Raw genomic sequence first — 15,521 nt, forward strand, 5'->3', positions numbered from 1 at the left:
GGAGGGCGCATGAGTCAGGTGGTCACCGGGACCATGGTGCGGGTCGAGAACGTCCACAAGTCCTACGGCCAGGGAGCGGCCGCCGTGCACGCCCTGCGCGGTGTCTCCTTCGAGGTGCCGCGCGGCGAACTCGTGGCCCTCAAGGGGCGCTCGGGGTCGGGCAAGACGACGCTCCTCAACATCGTCGGCGGACTCGACGTACCCGACGAGGGGCGGGTGAGCGTCGACGGCCTCGACCTGTCCGAGCTCGGCGAGGACGGACTCCTGGCCCTGCGGCGCGATCGCGTCGGCTTCGTGTTCCAGTCCTTCGGGCTCATCCCGATCCTCACGGCCGCCGAGAACGTCGGCGTGCCGATGCGGCTGCGCCGGACCGAGGTGCGGGAGCGCGAGGAGCGCGTCGAGCTGCTGCTCGCCCTCGTCGGCCTCGCCGACCACGCGGCACAGCGGCCCGGCGAGCTGTCCGGCGGCCAGCAGCAGCGGGTCGCCATCGCCCGCGCCCTCGCCAACAGCCCCGCGCTCCTCGTCGCCGACGAGCCGACGGGCCAGCTGGACGCGGAGACCGGCCACGCCGTGATGGAGCTGCTGCGGGCCGTCGTCGACAGCGAACAGGTCACCGCCCTGGTGGCCACCCACGACGCGACCCTGCTGGACCTCGCCGACCGGGTGCTGGAGCTGGGCGACGGGGAGATCGTCGAGCACTGAGCGCCACGGCGTCAGAGTTCCGTCAAAGACGGCTCCGACGCCGCTCCCGGGACCTTTTGTCGCGATTGCTGGCCGTAAGGTCGACGCTGCGTGGGCAGCAGTGACCGGAAGACAATGGGGCCATGGGACGCGGCAAGCTTCGGATCTACCTCGGTGCGGCACCGGGCGTCGGCAAGACGTACGCGATGCTCTCCGAGGCGCACCGGCGGGTGGAGCGGGGCACCGACTGCGTGGTGGCCTTCGTGGAGCACCATGGCCGGCCGCGCACCGAGGTGATGCTGCATGGCCTGGAGCAGGTGGCCCGCAAGGAGCTGGCGTACCGCGGCACGGCCTTCACCGAGATGGACGTCGACGCCGTCCTCGCCCGCAGCCCCCAGGTGGCCCTGGTGGACGAACTCGCCCACACCAACGTCCCCGGCTCCCGCAACGCCAAGCGCTGGCAGGACGTGGAGGAGCTGCTCACGGCCGGCATCGACGTCGTCTCGACCGTCAACATCCAGCACCTGGAGTCGCTGGGCGACGTGGTCGAGGCGATCACCGGGGTACGGCAGCGGGAGACCGTGCCGGACGAGGTGGTGCGGCGGGCGGACCAGATAGAGCTCGTCGACATGTCGCCCCAGGCGCTGCGCCGGCGGATGGCGCACGGCAACATCTACCAGCCCGACAAGGTCGACGCGGCCCTGTCGAACTACTTCCGGCCCGGCAACCTGACCGCCCTGCGGGAGCTGGCCCTGCTGTGGGTGGCGGACCGGGTCGACGAGTACCTGAAGCAGTACCGCAGCGACCACCGGGTGTCGAAGATATGGGGCTCGCGAGAGCGGATCGTGGTCGGTCTGACCGGCGGACCCGAGGGCCGGACCCTCATCCGGCGGGCCGCGCGCCTCGCCGAGAAGGGCGCGGGCGGCGAGGTGCTGGCCGTCTACATAGCCAGCAGCGACGGACTGACGGCCGCCTCCCCGAAGGAACTGGCCGTGCAGCGCACCCTCGTGGAAGACCTCGGCGGCACCTTCCACCATGTCGTGGGCGACGACATACCGGCGGCCCTGCTCGCCTTCGCGCGCGGGGCCAACGCCACCCAGATCGTGCTCGGCGTCTCACGGCGCAAGAGCTGGCAGTACGTCTTCGGGCCGGGCGTCGGCGCGACGGTCGCCCGCGATTCCGGGCCCGACCTCGACGTCCATCTGATCACGCACGACGAGGCGGGCAAGGGGCGCGGGCTGCCGGTGGCCCGGGGGGCGCGGCTGGGCCGGTCGCGGATCATCTGGGGGTGGCTGGTCGGCGTGCTCGGCCCCGCAGTCCTCGCGGCGCTCCTGAACGCCGTCCACCTGGGGCTCGCCAACGACATGCTGCTCTTCCTGGCAGTGACGGTCGCGGCGGCGCTCCTCGGCGGCCTGCTGCCCGCGCTGGCCTCAGCCGCGGTGGGCTCGCTGCTGCTGAACTACTTCTACACACCGCCCCTGCACCGCTGGACCATCGCCGACCCGAAGAACATCGTCGCCATCGTGATCTTCGTGGGCGTCGGCGTCTCGGTGGCCTCGGTGGTCGACCTCGCCGCCCGGCGCACCCACCAGGCGGCCCGGCTGCGCGCCGAGTCGGAGATCCTGTCCTTCCTCGCGGGCAACGTCCTGCGCGGCGAGACCGGCCTGGAAGAGCTCCTCGAACGGGTCCGCGAGACCTTCGGCATGGAGTCGGCGGCCCTGCTGGAGCGGGCCGGCGACCACGACCCGTGGACCTGCGCGGGCCGCGCAGGCCTCGGCCCCGCGGTGCAGCGGCCGGACGAGGCGGACGTCGACGTGCCGGCCGGGGACCACATGGCGCTGGCGCTGACCGGCCGGGTGCTGCCCGCCGAGGACCGCCGGGTGCTGGCCGCGTTCGCCGCCCAGGCGGCCGTCGTACTGGACCGCCGGCGCCTCCAGGAGGAAGCCGAACAGGCCCGGGCACTGGCCGAGGGCAACCGCATCCGGACGGCGCTGCTGGCCGCCGTGAGCCACGACCTCCGTACCCCCCTGGCCGGGATCAAGGCGGCCGTGTCGTCCTTGCGCTCGGACGACGTGGCGTGGTCCGAGGAGGACCAGGCGGAGCTGCTGGAGGGCATCGAGGAGGGCGCCGACCGGCTCGACCACCTGGTGGGCAACCTGCTCGACATGTCGCGCCTGCAGACCGGCACGGTCACCCCGCTGATCCGCGAGGTCGACCTCGACGAGGTCGTACCCATGGCGCTGGTCGGGGTGCCCGAGGACAGCGTCGAGCTGGACGTGCCGGAGACCCTGCCCATGGTCGACGTGGACCCGGGCCTCCTGGAGCGGTCGGTGGCCAACCTGGTCGAGAACGCCGTCAAGTACAGCCCGCCGGACCGGGCGGTACTGGTCGCCGCCAGCGCCATCGCCGACCGGGTCGAGGTGCGCGTGGTCGACCGCGGCCCCGGCGTCCCCGACGAGGCCAAGGAGCGCATCTTCGAGCCCTTCCAGCGCTACGGCGACGCCCCGCGCGGGGCCGGCGTGGGCCTCGGCCTCGCCGTGGCGCGCGGCTTCGCCGAGGCCATGGGCGGCACCCTCACCGCCGAGGACACACCCGGCGGCGGCCTCAGCATGGTCCTCACCCTGCGCGCGGCCGGACCGCGCGCGCCCGAGCTTCTCCACCCGGCGGAACCCGAAAGGCAGGCCACATGACCCGTGTGCTGGTCATAGATGACGAGCCGCAGATCGTGCGCGCCCTCGTGATCAACCTCAAGGCGCGCAAGTACGAGGTCGACGCGGCCCACGACGGCACCACCGCCCTTCAGCTCGCCGCCGCCCGCCACCCCGACGTGGTCGTCCTGGACCTGGGCCTGCCCGACATGGACGGCGTCGAGGTGATCCGCGGCCTGCGGGGCTGGACCCGCGTGCCGATCCTGGTGCTGTCCGCCCGGCACACCTCCGACGAGAAGGTCGAGGCCCTCGACGCGGGCGCCGACGACTACGTCACCAAGCCCTTCGGCATGGACGAACTGCTCGCCCGGCTGCGGGCCGCCGTCCGCCGCGCCGAGCCGGTCGGCGCCGGCGAGGGCGACGTGACCACCGTGGAGACCGAGGAGTTCACCGTCGACCTGGCCGCGAAGAAGGTCAACCGGGGCGGGAAGGACGTACGGCTCACGCCCACGGAGTGGCATCTGCTCGAGGTGCTGGTGCGCAACACGGGCCGGCTGGTGAGCCAGAAGCAGCTCCTGCAGGAAGTGTGGGGTCCGTCATACGGGACGGAGACGAACTACCTGAGGGTGTACATGGCCCAGCTGCGCAGGAAGCTGGAGGCCGACCCCTCGCACCCGAAGCACTTCGTTACGGAGCCGGGGATGGGGTACCGCTTTGAGAGGTGAGCTGCGCGGGGGGCCGGGGGCCGGGGGTTGTCCCCCGGGGGATGCAGCATTGCAGAGCCGGGACGGGGTACCGGTTCGAGACGTGAGGGGCCTCGGTTCGGGCGCCGGGGTCGCGGGTACGTAGCTGTCAGTGCACCCCGGTACGCTTCAGATATGAGTGCTGTTCCTCGTTCCGAAAAGCCGGTGGGCCGGTTCCGGCGCATGCTCGACCGGCTCTCCTCGTCGCAGGAGGACCTGGAGTCCGAGGAGCTGCGGGAGGACACCGCGACGGCCGGATGTACCCGGATCGGTGACTGCCACGACCGACAGATCGTCACGGTTACTGGTACCTTGCGCACGGTCACCCTGCGGCCGCGTGCGGGCGTCCCGGCCCTGGAGGCCGAGCTGTTCGACGGTTCCGCCGCCCTGGACGTGGTGTGGCTCGGCAGGCGCTCCATCGTGGGCATAGAACCGGGGCGCAGGCTGATCGCATCGGGCCGCGTCTCGCTCAGCCGGGGCCGCCGGGTGCTGTTCAATCCGAAATACGAACTCAGACCCCTCGGACGGGAGTAGCCGGTGACGTCGCTCGACAAGCCGACCGAAGACACTCAAGCCGACGACGCCCGGGCGGTGACCGAGGCCGCCCTGTTCGAGGCGTTCGGCGGAGTGCGGGGCATGGTCGAGACGGTGCTGCCCGGCCTCCTCTTCGTCACCATCTTCACGATCAACAAGGACCTGCACTGGTCGGCCATCGCCGCCCTCGCCGTGTCCCTGCTGCTCGTGGTGGTCCGCCTGGTCATGCGGGACACCGTCAAGCACGCGTTCAGCGGTGTCTTCGGTGTCGCCTTCGGTGTCGTCTTCGCGATGATGACGGGCAACGCCAAGGACTTCTACCTCCCCGGCATGCTCTACACGCTGGGCCTGGCGCTGGCGTACATCGTCACGACCCTGTGCGGGGTGCCGCTGCTCGGGCTGATCCTCGGGCCGGTGTTCAAGGAGAACCTCTCCTGGCGGACGCGTAATCCGGGGCGCAAGAAGGCGTACGCGAAGGCCAGTTGGGCCTGGGGTCTGATTCTGCTCGCCAAGTGCGCGATTCTCTTCCCGCTGTACTGGTGGGCCAACACGGCGCAGTTGGGCTGGGTGCTGGTTGCGCTGAAGATTCCGCCGTTCCTGCTGGCTGTCTGGCTCACCTGGGTGTTCCTGGCGAAGGCGCCCGCGCCGATCGACGTGTTTGCGGAGATGGAGGCGGAGGAGCAGGCCGAGAAGGAGCGGGCCGCTGCGGATTCCGCTGCCGCGGGGGCTGAAGCGAGTGGCGGGCGGCACCGTCGGGAGGCGTAGCCCCTGGGGGCTGCGCCCCCAGCCCCCCGCTTGTCGGCCTGGACGGCCTCGTCCTCAAACGCCGGACGGGCTGAAAACAACAAAACGAAGGGCGCCCCTGGGTTCAGGAGCGCCCTTCGTCGTACCGGACGAGCGATCAGCTCGCCGTGTCCTCGCGCCGCACCGAGAGCAGATCCTCCAGCTGCTCCTCGCGGGCCTGGGCGGCCACGAACAGGAGTTCGTCGCCCGGCTCCAGGGAGTCGTCGCGGGACGGGGTGAGGACCCGGGTGCCGCGGATGATGGTGACCAGGGACGTGTCCTCGGGCCATTCGACATCGCCGACCTGGGTGCCGGCCAGGGCCGACTCCTCCGGCAGCGTCAGCTCCACCAGGTTCGCGTCGCCGTGGCTGAAGCGGAGGAGGCGTACCAGGTCGCCGACCGAGACCGCTTCCTCGACCAGGGCCGACATCAGACGGGGGGTCGAGACCGCCACGTCGACGCCCCAGGACTCGTTGAAGAGCCATTCGTTCTTGGGGTTGTTGACGCGGGCCACGACGCGCGGGACGCCGTACTCCGTCTTGGCCAGGAGCGAGACGACCAGGTTCACCTTGTCGTCGCCCGTCGCGGCGATCACGACGTTGCAGCGCTGCAGCGCCGCCTCGTCCAGCGACGTGATCTCGCAGGCGTCGGCCAGCAGCCACTCCGCCTGCGGGACGCGCTCGACCGAGATGGCGGTCGGCGCCTTGTCGACGAGCAGGACCTCGTGGCCGTTCTCCAGCAGCTCGCCCGCGATCGAGCGGCCGACTGCGCCGGCACCGGCAATGGCGACCCTCATCAGTGACCGCCCTCCTCTTCGGGACCCTTGGCGAACGACGCCTCGACCTTGTCGACCTCGTCGGTGCGCATCATCACGTGCACCAGGTCGCCCTCCTGCAGCACTGTCTGCGAGCTGGGCAGGATCGCTTCACCGAGCCGGGTCAGGAACGCCACGCGGACGCCCGTCTCCTCCTGCAACCTGCTGATCTTGTGGCCGACCCAGGCGGCGGAGGCGTGCACCTCGGCGAGCTGGACACCGCCCGTGGGGTCGCGCCACAACGGCTCGGCGCCCGAGGGCAGCAGCCGGCGCAGCATCTGGTCGGCCGTCCAGCGGACCGTCGCGACGGTGGGGATACCGAGGCGCTGGTAGACCTCGGCACGACGCGGGTCGTAGATGCGGGCGGCGACGTTCTCCACACCGAACATCTCGCGGGCCACGCGGGCGGAGATGATGTTCGAGTTGTCGCCGCTGGACACGGCGGCGAAGGCACCGGCTTCCTCGATACCGGCCTCGCGCAGGGTGTCCTGGTCGAAGCCGATCCCGGTGACCCGGCGGCCGCCGAATCCGGGGCCGAGGCGGCGGAAGGCCGTGGGGTCCTGGTCGATCACTGCGACCGTGTGCCCCTGTTGCTCCAGGGTCTGGGCAAGCGCGGAACCCACTCTTCCGCAGCCCATGATGACGATGTGCACGACCGTCCTTCCGGTGTCAAGAGTTACTGCTCGGCCACATCAGGGTCTCAGACCGACGCCCAAGCTACACACGCGCGGTAGGACGTCGGCACCCCTGTGCACGGTTGCCGCACGGCAGGTGACCTCAGCGACGGCTGATGCTGCGGACGCTGGCAAGAGTCAGGATTCCGAGGCCGACGAGGGCCGCCGCGGCGCCGATCAACTCTGCGGTGGCGTGCATGGAACCTCCAAGGGGCGGCAACTGGGGCGGTGATTGTCATATAGGCATGAGGGTGCAGCGGCCTGCGGAATCCGTCGCCGGAGTCACCTTCGTTTTCACCCGGAGGGCAGATGGGTGGGGGAGGGTGGTTGGGTGCCCGTTCGAACGCCTACGATTACCTGTTGTGTCCAAACTGACCGACGTGCCCAAACGGATTCTGATCGGGCGCGCACTGCGCAGTGACCGGCTGGGCGAAACGCTCCTGCCGAAGCGCATCGCCCTCCCCGTCTTCGCCTCCGACCCGCTGTCCTCCGTGGCCTACGCCCCGGGAGAGGTGCTGCTGGTCCTGTCCATCGCGGGCGTGTCGGCGTACCACTTCAGCCCCTGGATCGCCCTCGCGGTCGTCGTGCTGATGTTCACCGTGGTCGCTTCCTACCGGCAGAACGTGCACGCCTACCCCAGCGGCGGCGGCGACTACGAGGTCGCGACCACCAACCTGGGTGCCAAGGCGGGCCTGACCGTGGCCAGCGCGCTGCTCGTCGACTACGTCCTCACTGTCGCCGTCTCGATCGCGTCCGGCATCGAGAACCTCGGCTCCGCGGTCCCGTTCGTGGTCGAGCACAAGGTGCTCTGCGCGGTCGCCGTGATCGTGCTGCTGACGCTGATGAACCTGCGCGGCGTGAAGGAGTCCGGCAAGCTCTTCGCGATCCCGACGTACGTGTTCGTCGGCGGCGTGTTCATCATGATCGCCTGGGGTGCGTTCCGCGGGCTGGTGCTCGACGACACCATGCGGGCGCCGACGGCTTCGTACACGATCAAGGCCGAGCACCAGGGGCTGGCCGGTTTCGCGCTGGTCTTCCTGATGCTGCGCGCCTTCTCCTCCGGCTGTGCCGCGCTCACCGGTGTCGAGGCGATCTCCAACGGTGTGCCGGCCTTCCGCAAGCCCAAGTCGAAGAACGCGGCAACCACGCTCGCCGCGATGGGTCTGCTCGCCGTCACCATGTTCTGCGGGATCATCGTCCTCGCCCTGACGACCAAGGTCCGCATGGCCGAGAACCCGGCCACCGACCTGCTCAAGCACGGGGTCGGGGTCGGCGCCGACTACGTCCAGAACCCGGTGATCACCCAGGTCGCCGAGGCCGTGTTCGGCAAGGGCAGCTTCCTGTTCATCGTGCTGGCCGCGGCCACCGCCCTGGTGCTGTTCCTGGCGGCCAACACCGCCTACAACGGCTTCCCGGTGCTCGGCTCGATCCTCGCCCAGGACCGCTATCTGCCCCGCCAGCTGCACACCCGCGGCGACCGCCTGGCGTTCTCGAACGGCATCGTGCTCCTCGCGGGCGCGGCCACGCTGCTGACCGTGATCTACGGCGCCGACTCGACCCGGCTGATCCAGCTGTACATCGTCGGCGTGTTCGTGTCCTTCACGCTCAGCCAGACCGGCATGGTCCGGCACTGGAACCGCCACCTGGCCGTCGAGAAGGACCAGGCCAAGCGGCGCCACATGGTGCGCTCCCGCGCGATCAACGCCTTCGGTGCCTTCTTCACCGGCCTGGTGCTGGTCGTCGTCCTGGTCACCAAGTTCACGCACGGCGCCTGGGTCGCCCTGCTCGGCATGGTGATCTTCTACGCGACGATGACCGCGATCCGTAAGCACTACGACGGCGTGGCCGCGGAGATCGCGGCGCCCGAGGGCCCGAGCGACGACAGCGTACGGCCGTCCCGCGTCCACTCGGTCGTCCTGATCTCGAAGATCCACCGTCCCACGCTGCGTGCCCTCGCCTACGCCAAGCTGATGCGTTCGGACAGCCTGGAGGCGCTCACCGTCAACGTCGACGCGGCGGAGACGAAGGCGCTGAAGGAGGAGTGGGAGCGGCGCGGCATCGACGTACCGCTGAAGGTGCTCGACTCGCCGTACCGCGAGATCACGCGGCCGATCATCGAGTACGTCAGGGGCCTGCGCAAGGAGTCGCCGCGCGACGCGGTGTCCGTGATCATCCCCGAGTACGTGGTCGGCCACTGGTACGAGCATCTGCTGCACAACCAGAGCGCGCTCAGGCTCAAGGGCCGGCTGCTGTTCACACCGGGCATCATGGTGACGTCCGTGCCCTATCAGCTGCAGTCCTCGGAGGCGGCGAAGAGCAGGGCCCGCAAGCGGCAGGAGTGGAACGCGCCGGGTTCGGTGCGGCGCGGTCCGGCCGAGCAGGGCCGGCCGAAGCAGCCCTCGGGCTCCAAGGGCTGAGACACACCGGTCAACGGCCGGACGACACCCACGTAGACTGGTGGGCTGTTGTCCGGCCGTTTCCCTTTCGATGTTGTGGAGTCACCCCGCCATGCAGGCAGAACCGAAGAAGTCGCTGGTCGGGGAGGAGTACGAGGTCGAGATCGGCCCCGTCGCCCACGGCGGGCACTGCATCGCCCGTACCGCTGAGGGCCAGGTGCTGTTCGTCCGGCACACGCTGCCCGGTGAGCGGGTCGTGGCGCGCGTCACCGAGGGCGAGGAGGGGGCCCGGTTCCTGCGCGCGGACGCGGTCCAGGTCCTCTCGGCCTCCAAGGACCGCATCGAGGCGCCCTGCCCCTACGCCGGCCCCGGCCGCTGCGGCGGCTGCGACTGGCAGCACGCCAAGCCGGGGGCGCAGCGGCGGCTGAAGGGCGAGGTGCTCGCCGAGCAGCTGCAGCGGCTCGCGGGCCTCACGCCCGAGGAGGCCGGCTGGGACGGCACGGTGATGCCGGCCGAGGGCGACAAGCTGCCCGCGGGTGAGGTGCCTGCCTGGCGGACGCGTGTGCAGTACGCGGTGGACGCCGACGGCCGTGCCGGTCTGCGCCGCCACCGCTCGCACAAGGTCGAGGCGATCGACCACTGCATGATCGCCGCCGAGGGCGTCAGCGAGTTGGGCATCGAGAAGCGCGACTGGAGCGGGATGGCGTCGATCGACGCGATCGCGGCGACGGGTTCGCAGGACCGCCAGGTGATCTTGACGCCGCAGCCGGGCGCCCGCCTGCCGATCGTCGAGCTGGACAAGCCGGTCTCCGTGATGCGGGTCGAAGAGAAGGACGGCGGGGTGCACCGCGTCCACGGCCGCCCCTTCGTGCGTGAACGCGCCGACGGGCGGACGTACCGGGTCGGCAGCGGGGGCTTCTGGCAGGTCCACCCGAAGGCCGCCGACACCCTGGTGACCGCGGTCATGCAGGGACTGCTGCCGCGCAAGGGCGAGATGGCGCTCGACCTGTACTGCGGTGTGGGCCTGTTCGCGGGCGCCCTGGCCGACCGGCTCGGCGACAAGGGCGCGGTGCTCGGCATCGAGTCCGGCAAGCGGGCCGTCGAGGACGCCCGGCACAACCTCGCCGACTTCGAGCGGGTGCGGATCGAGCAGGGCAAGGTCGAAGCCGTACTGCCGCGCACCGGGATCACCGAGGTCGACCTCATCGTCCTGGACCCCCCGCGAGCGGGCGCCGGCCGCCAGACGGTCGCCCACCTGTCGTCACTGGGCGCCCGCCGGATCGCCTACGTGGCTTGCGACCCGGCGGCACTGGCGCGGGACCTGGGGTACTTCCGGGACGGGGGGTACCGGGTGCGGATGCTGCGGGCGTTCGATCTGTTTCCGATGACGCATCATGTGGAGTGCGTGGCGATCCTTGAACCGGCCGCGAAGGGCTCCTGACCTGCAGCTTTGCGCGTGCGCATGATGTGCGGTGTGGGCGTTACGGGTGATGTCTTGACGCTTGAAATGACGCTCGTGACGCTCACTTGACGCTCGTTCTGATGGGGTGTCAGGTGATGGGTAGTGCCTCGGTCCATCAGGATGCCGAAGGGCGGAGGGCTCCTTCTGTCAGAGCTCGCAGCTCCCGGGTGTGCCCTGGGGGCAGCCGCCTTCGCAGTTGCCGCAGAACGTCGCCACGGGTTCGAGTCCGCTGATGTCGGTCATGGGTCTCCGCCTTCGTGGGCCATGGGCGCGGCGCGCTGATTCCTGGGCGGTGGCCGCGGGGACTGCACGAGGGATACCCGGCGTGTCGTCGGTGGATGCGAGTTCGCACTGCGTGCCGACGAGTGGTGGGTGGACGGTGCGCACCGGCGCCCGTCGGTGCTTCTGCCGACCTCGATTTGGTCAGCGTGGCCGGAAACTGAGCGGTGTCTGCATCTGATTCGTAAGACCGCCGAGAGGCGTTCGTCCTTACGCAGTTGCTCGGCCTGCCCTATGCCGAGGCCGCCGCGGTCAGCGGCTGCCCGATCGGCACGGTCCGCTCCCGCGTTGCCCGCGCCACCGCATACGAGCCCCTTTATTGAGTCGGCTTGCCGCGTCATCCAGTTCCCGCATTTTGCCGAATTTCCGAGGCATTTGAAGCGCAAAGGGCACGCTGCGCTACGCCTGTGGAAAGTGCGTCGCGCGTCGGCAAGCCAAGTGATTTCTGCCCGGACAAGTGGGGTACGTCCTGTGTGCCTTCCGTACGGTATGCAGGGACAGTGGACTTCGAAAACCTGGAGACGTCATGACCCCGGAGATAGAGAACGCCTTCGCGGCGATCAGGAGTGAGTACGGTTCGGACTCGATCGTCAGGGTCGAGGAGATGATGGGATCCGGGAAGCAGCAGCGGCATCCGTTACAGAAGGGTGCCAAGTGGATCCTGTCTGGTATTTCGCAGCAGCCCTGGCACGACCTCTACGGGCACCCGGAGTTGGAACCCGTGATGCGTGCCTTCGAAGCGAATCACGCCACCATCAAGAAGGAGTTGGAGGATGCCTGGGCCGAGCGCAGGGCCGCGTTCTCCGATTACGAGCACTACCTCACCCGCCAGTCGGACTGGCAGGCTCTCTATCTCTTCCGCAACGGCGATCTGGTGAGCGAGTCGGCCGACACGGTGCCGACCGCGTTCGACGTGCTGAAGCGTGAGGCGGTCGACACCGGGAAGCTGTGCCCTCTGCTGGAGTGCCACTTCTCGACGCTGCTCCCCGGTGCGGCCATCGCCCCCCACTGCGACCTGTGGAACTTCAGCATCAACCTGCACCTGGCGGTCGACATCCCCGAAGCGTGCGGCATCACGGTCGCGGGGGAGACCCGCTCGTGGGAGGAGGGCAAGTGCCTGCTGTTCGACTACTCCTTCGAGCACGAGGCGTGGAACCACGGCACCCGCCCGCGCACCTGCCTCCTCGTCGACCTGTGGCACCCGGAGTCCACCGTCCCGGAGCGGCAGGCACTCGTCGTGCTCATCACCGAGATCCGCAAGTTGATGGGTGAGGGGTGAGCGACGGCGCCGTCCGTCCGGTTACGACTGTGCCGGGACGGCCACCGCATCGACCGTCATCTGCCCGGAGGTTCGGAACCACAGGTCGACGCGGATCTTGTTGCCCACGCTCAGTTGCGGCGGGTCGAGGACCATCACGTCGACGGTGAACGGCGTCATGCGTACTTCGCTCCGGGCAGGGATGGTGAGGGATTCGGTCGGCTCCATGCGGCCGACACCGTTCTTCGAGACGTTCCGGCCGAGCATGGCGATCCGCAGAGAGGGCGAGGACACGGATTCCAGCGTGTCCCCGGCGGCGCCGGTGTTCTTGATGTCGAAGAAGGCCGCGGTGCTCGCGTTGTTGAGCGGTACGAAGATGCGGCCGTTGCTGACACTGATCCTCGCCGGGGGTTCGCCCGCCGCTCCCGTCGTGGTGTAGGCGGTGAGGAGCAGGAGAGCGGCCGTGCACGCGAGAACGGGCACCAGGGCGGTGCGCAGGGCGCCGATGGCGCGGCTGCGCCAGGACGGCGCGGGGCCCTCGGGGGAAGCGCCGGACGTCGTGGACGTCGTACTCATCGGACTGCCTCCAGAAGGGGAGCGGTGCTCGTCCTCGTGGCACGGCTGGACCGACTCCCCGCGGGTGAAAAGGCCCGCAGGCGCAGGCTGTTGGCTACCACGAGGACGGAGCTGGCGGACATCGCCACGGCAGCGAACATCGGGTTGAGCCAGCCGGTGGCGGCCAGCGGCACCGTCACGACGTTGTAGCCGAAAGCCCAGGCCAGGTTGGCGCGGATGGTGGTCAGTGTCCGGCGGGTGAGGCGCACGGCCGCCACGACTGCCTGCATGTCCTCGCGTACGAGGGTGATGTCGGCGGCGCCGATCGCCGCGTCGGTACCGCCGCCCATGGCGATGCCCAGGTCGGCGGAGGCCAGGGCGGCTGCGTCGTTGACTCCGTCGCCGATGACGGCCACGCGGCACCCGTCCGCCCGTAGTCCGGCCACGATGTCGGCCTTCCCCTCCGGGGTGACGGCTGCGTGCACCTCCTCGATGCCCACCTGCTCGGCCACGGTCCGCGCGGCTACGGGTCCGTCGCCGGTGACGAGGATCGGTTCGATGCCCAGCTTGCGCAGCTGCCGTACGGCCGCGTACCCGTCGGGCCGCAGGGTGTCACCGACGGCGAGGACGGCGACGGGTCCGCCGTCGATTTCGACAACCACTCCCGTGCGCGCTGCGGCCTCGGCCCGGTCGAGGGCCTGCTGAAGCGTGTCCGGCAGCTCCGTACCGGGACGCAGGCGTCCCATGAGGACCTGGCGGCCCTCGACGGCGCCGCTCACGCCCGTGCCGGGGACGGCACGGAAGGCGGTCACCGGCGGCAGCTTTTCCTCGGGCGCGGCCTGGCGTGCGGCGGTGACGACGGCCCGGCCGATGGGATGCTCCGAGCCGTACTCGACCGCCCCAGCCAGCCGCAGTACCTCATCGGCCGAGGTTCCCTCGGCCACCGTGGTCTCGGCCAGCGTCATACGTCCCGTGGTCAGGGTGCCCGTCTTGTCGAACACGATCGTGTCGATGTCCTGCAGCCGCTCCAGGGCCTCCGGGCCCCGGATGAGCACCCCCAGCTGGGCGCCGCGTCCGGTCGCCGCCATGAAGGCGGTAGGCGTGGCCAGGCCGAGCGCACACGGGCAGGCCACCACGAGGACGGCGACCGCTGCCGTCACGGCCGCCCCGCCGTCCGCGCCGGCGCCGAGCCAGAAGCCGAGGACGGTGCACGCCACGGTGACGATGACCGGTACGAAGACGCCGGCGACGGTGTCGGCGAGCCGCTGCATACGGGCCTTGCCCGCCTGCGCGTCGGTCACCAGCTGGGTGATGCGGGCGAGTTGGGTGTCCGCACCGACCGCCGTGGCGCGCACGACGAGCAGCCCTCCGACGTTGACGGCGGCGCCCACCACCGCCGAGCGGGGACCGACCTCGACCGGTGCGCTCTCGCCGGTTACCAGCGAAAGGTCCAGTGCGGAGTTGCCCTCGGTCACGACCCCGTCCGTGGCGACCTTCTCACCCGGCCGCACCACGAACTCGTCGCCGACCCGCAGCTCGGAGACGGGGATTCGGCGCCCGTGGTCGCTGTCCTTCAACTCGACGTTTTTCACGCCGAGTTCAGCCAGGGCGCGCAGTGCCGATCCGGTCCCCCGCTTGGCGCGGTCCTCCAGATAACGGCCCGCCAGCACGAAGAGCGGCACGCTCACCGCGGCTTCCAGGTACAGGTGCGCACTTCCGTCGTCGGCGCCGGGCAGGAGGCTGAACGGCATGCGCATCCCGGGCCGGCCCGCGCCACCGAAGTAGAGGGCGTACGTGGACCAGGCGAAGGAGGCCAGCACGCCGAGCGAGACCAGGGTGTCCATGGTCGCCGTGGCGTGCCGCAGTCCCTTCAACGCACGCTGATGGAAGGGCCAGGCGCTCCACCCCACCACCGGCGCGGCGAGGTTGAAGCACAGCCATTGCCAGTGCGTGAACTGCAGGGCCGGGACCATGGACAGCACCAGGACGGGTAGCGAGAGCGCCGCGGTGATCAGCAGCCGGTCGCGTTCACCGAGAGGCGTGGTGCCCTTTGAGCCGGCGTCCGGTGCTTCCTCGTTCTCCGGTTCGGTCGGCGGTAGTTCGGCGGTGTAGCCGGCGCTCTCCACCACGGAGATCAGCTGCTCCGGGGACACCGACCCGGGGTGGGAGACCCGGGCTCGGCCCGTGGCCAGGTTGACCGATGCCGTCACCCCTTCCACCCGGCCCAGCTTCTTCTCCACCCGTCCCACGCAGGCGGCGCAGGTCATCCCGCCCACCAGCAGGTCGGTGGTCGCCGCCGTCCCGCCTGCCGTCGCCCGGCGATCGGTGTCCGTCATCGGCCCACCACCGCCCCGTCACCGACAGTGCTCAGGCCATGCATGTCCATCCCCGGCTCCTGGTTCTGTTCAGCCGGCACCGTTCTGTGCATCCCCGGAGCCACTGGCCCGGCCATGCGTCCGGCGCCGTACGACAGTCCGGTCAGGGCGACGAGGAGGACGACGAACCCGATCAGTGCCGGGGGTACGGGAAGACGACGCTTGGAACTTTCCATGGCTCCATACGGTAGGGGGGTATCGGTCGGATGACCGGCTTCGGGCGTGTGATAAAAAACCTCGCCGTCGCCGGGAACTGAAAGCGACCGCCATCCGACTCCCTATTGATAGGGATTTCTCTGGGTTTTCGAAATGTCGCACT

The 15,521-nt window shown here is 70.0% G+C and carries 13 protein-coding genes and 1 pseudogene; 9 read left to right on the forward strand and 5 right to left on the reverse strand.

Annotation, left to right across the window (positions count from 1 at the left end; translation table 11 throughout):
* Positions 1-9: 9 nt before the first annotated feature.
* The 5 genes from EDD92_RS34865 (at position 10) to EDD92_RS34885 (ending at position 5,371) form a co-directional block, all read left to right on the forward strand.
* Positions 10-702: an ABC transporter ATP-binding protein gene (locus EDD92_RS34865; protein WP_123967972.1), complete on the forward strand. Its 693-nt coding sequence runs from the start codon at positions 10-12 to the stop codon at positions 700-702.
* A gap of 122 nt (positions 703-824) precedes the next feature.
* Positions 825-3,371, forward strand: a complete 2,547-nt coding sequence (locus tag EDD92_RS34870; protein WP_123967973.1) for a sensor histidine kinase KdpD — start codon at positions 825-827, stop codon at positions 3,369-3,371.
* Positions 3,368-4,054 carry a response regulator gene (locus tag EDD92_RS34875; RefSeq protein ID WP_123967974.1) on the forward strand — a complete coding sequence of 229 codons (687 nt, stop codon included), beginning with the start codon at positions 3,368-3,370 and terminating at the stop codon, positions 4,052-4,054. Before EDD92_RS34870 ends, EDD92_RS34875 begins: the two co-directional genes overlap by 4 nt.
* 153 nt (positions 4,055-4,207) lie before the next feature.
* Complete coding sequence (locus tag EDD92_RS34880; RefSeq protein ID WP_099931846.1) at positions 4,208-4,606, forward strand: OB-fold nucleic acid binding domain-containing protein; 399 nt, start codon at positions 4,208-4,210, stop codon at positions 4,604-4,606.
* Positions 4,607-4,609: 3 nt separating this feature from the next.
* Entirely contained in the window at positions 4,610-5,371 is a 762-nt protein-coding gene (locus EDD92_RS34885) for a DUF3159 domain-containing protein (protein ID WP_123967975.1), read from the forward strand.
* 136 nt (positions 5,372-5,507) lie between these two features.
* Here EDD92_RS34885 and EDD92_RS34890 read toward each other — a convergent pair whose 3' ends face one another.
* Complete coding sequence (locus tag EDD92_RS34890; protein ID WP_099931848.1) at positions 5,508-6,185, reverse strand: TrkA family potassium uptake protein; 678 nt, start codon at positions 6,183-6,185, stop codon at positions 5,508-5,510.
* The gene (locus EDD92_RS34895; RefSeq protein ID WP_123967976.1) at positions 6,185-6,856 is read right to left on the reverse strand and encodes a TrkA family potassium uptake protein; all 672 of its coding nucleotides are present in this window, start codon (positions 6,854-6,856) and stop codon (positions 6,185-6,187) included. The genes EDD92_RS34890 and EDD92_RS34895 overlap by 1 nt, the downstream gene beginning before the upstream one ends.
* 383 nt (positions 6,857-7,239) lie before the next feature.
* Here EDD92_RS34895 and EDD92_RS34900 point away from each other — a divergent pair, with 383 nt between their 5' ends.
* The 4 genes and pseudogenes from EDD92_RS34900 to EDD92_RS34915 all read left to right on the forward strand — a co-directional run bounded on the left by EDD92_RS34900 (position 7,240) and on the right by EDD92_RS34915 (position 12,293).
* Positions 7,240-9,294 carry an APC family permease gene (locus tag EDD92_RS34900; RefSeq protein WP_123967977.1) on the forward strand — a complete coding sequence of 685 codons (2,055 nt, stop codon included), beginning with the start codon at positions 7,240-7,242 and terminating at the stop codon, positions 9,292-9,294.
* A 91-nt stretch (positions 9,295-9,385) separates the two neighbouring features.
* Positions 9,386-10,714, forward strand: a complete 1,329-nt coding sequence (locus EDD92_RS34905; RefSeq protein WP_123967978.1) for a class I SAM-dependent RNA methyltransferase — start codon at positions 9,386-9,388, stop codon at positions 10,712-10,714.
* Positions 10,715-11,202: 488 nt separating this feature from the next.
* Positions 11,203-11,337: pseudogene (locus tag EDD92_RS34910) on the forward strand (sigma factor-like helix-turn-helix DNA-binding protein); the annotation flags it as partial.
* Positions 11,338-11,540: 203 nt separating this feature from the next.
* A complete protein-coding gene (locus EDD92_RS34915) occupies positions 11,541-12,293 on the forward strand; it encodes an aspartyl/asparaginyl beta-hydroxylase domain-containing protein (RefSeq protein WP_123967979.1) in 753 nt (250 codons plus the stop codon).
* Positions 12,294-12,314: 21 nt separating this feature from the next.
* Here the strand turns inward: EDD92_RS34915 and EDD92_RS34920 are convergent, their stop codons facing one another.
* Genes EDD92_RS34920 through EDD92_RS34930 form a run of 3 tightly spaced genes read right to left on the reverse strand, consistent with a single transcriptional unit; the run spans position 12,315 to position 15,378 of the window.
* Entirely contained in the window at positions 12,315-12,848 is a 534-nt protein-coding gene (locus EDD92_RS34920) for a copper chaperone PCu(A)C (RefSeq protein ID WP_123967980.1), read from the reverse strand.
* On the reverse strand, positions 12,845-15,163 hold the full coding sequence (locus tag EDD92_RS34925; protein WP_123967981.1) for a cation-translocating P-type ATPase: 2,319 nt from the start codon (positions 15,161-15,163) through the stop codon (positions 12,845-12,847). The genes EDD92_RS34920 and EDD92_RS34925 overlap by 4 nt, the downstream gene beginning before the upstream one ends.
* Entirely contained in the window at positions 15,160-15,378 is a 219-nt protein-coding gene (locus EDD92_RS34930; RefSeq protein ID WP_123967982.1) for a hypothetical protein, read from the reverse strand. Before EDD92_RS34930 ends, EDD92_RS34925 begins: the two co-directional genes overlap by 4 nt.
* Positions 15,379-15,521: the final 143 nt, after the last annotated feature.

This window comes from Streptomyces sp. TLI_185, assembly GCF_003814765.1.
GTDB lineage: Bacteria > Actinomycetota > Actinomycetes > Streptomycetales > Streptomycetaceae > Streptomyces.

Excerpts from the sequence above, each read along its gene's own strand:
- EDD92_RS34865 (WP_123967972.1), top strand. The coding sequence starts at position 10 with ATGAGTCAGGTGGTCACCGGGACCATGGTGCGGGTCGAGAACGTCCAC.
- EDD92_RS34870 (WP_123967973.1), top strand. The coding sequence starts at position 825 with ATGGGACGCGGCAAGCTTCGGATCTACCTCGGTGCGGCACCGGGCGTC.
- EDD92_RS34875 (WP_123967974.1), top strand. The coding sequence starts at position 3,368 with ATGACCCGTGTGCTGGTCATAGATGACGAGCCGCAGATCGTGCGCGCC.
- EDD92_RS34880 (WP_099931846.1), top strand. The coding sequence starts at position 4,208 with ATGAGTGCTGTTCCTCGTTCCGAAAAGCCGGTGGGCCGGTTCCGGCGC.
- EDD92_RS34890 (WP_099931848.1), bottom strand. The coding sequence starts at position 6,185 with ATGAGGGTCGCCATTGCCGGTGCCGGCGCAGTCGGCCGCTCGATCGCG.
- EDD92_RS34905 (WP_123967978.1), top strand. The coding sequence starts at position 9,386 with ATGCAGGCAGAACCGAAGAAGTCGCTGGTCGGGGAGGAGTACGAGGTC.
- EDD92_RS34915 (WP_123967979.1), top strand. The coding sequence starts at position 11,541 with ATGACCCCGGAGATAGAGAACGCCTTCGCGGCGATCAGGAGTGAGTAC.
- EDD92_RS34920 (WP_123967980.1), bottom strand. The coding sequence starts at position 12,848 with ATGAGTACGACGTCCACGACGTCCGGCGCTTCCCCCGAGGGCCCCGCG.
- EDD92_RS34925 (WP_123967981.1), bottom strand. The coding sequence starts at position 15,163 with ATGACGGACACCGATCGCCGGGCGACGGCAGGCGGGACGGCGGCGACC.
- EDD92_RS34930 (WP_123967982.1), bottom strand. The coding sequence starts at position 15,378 with ATGGAAAGTTCCAAGCGTCGTCTTCCCGTACCCCCGGCACTGATCGGG.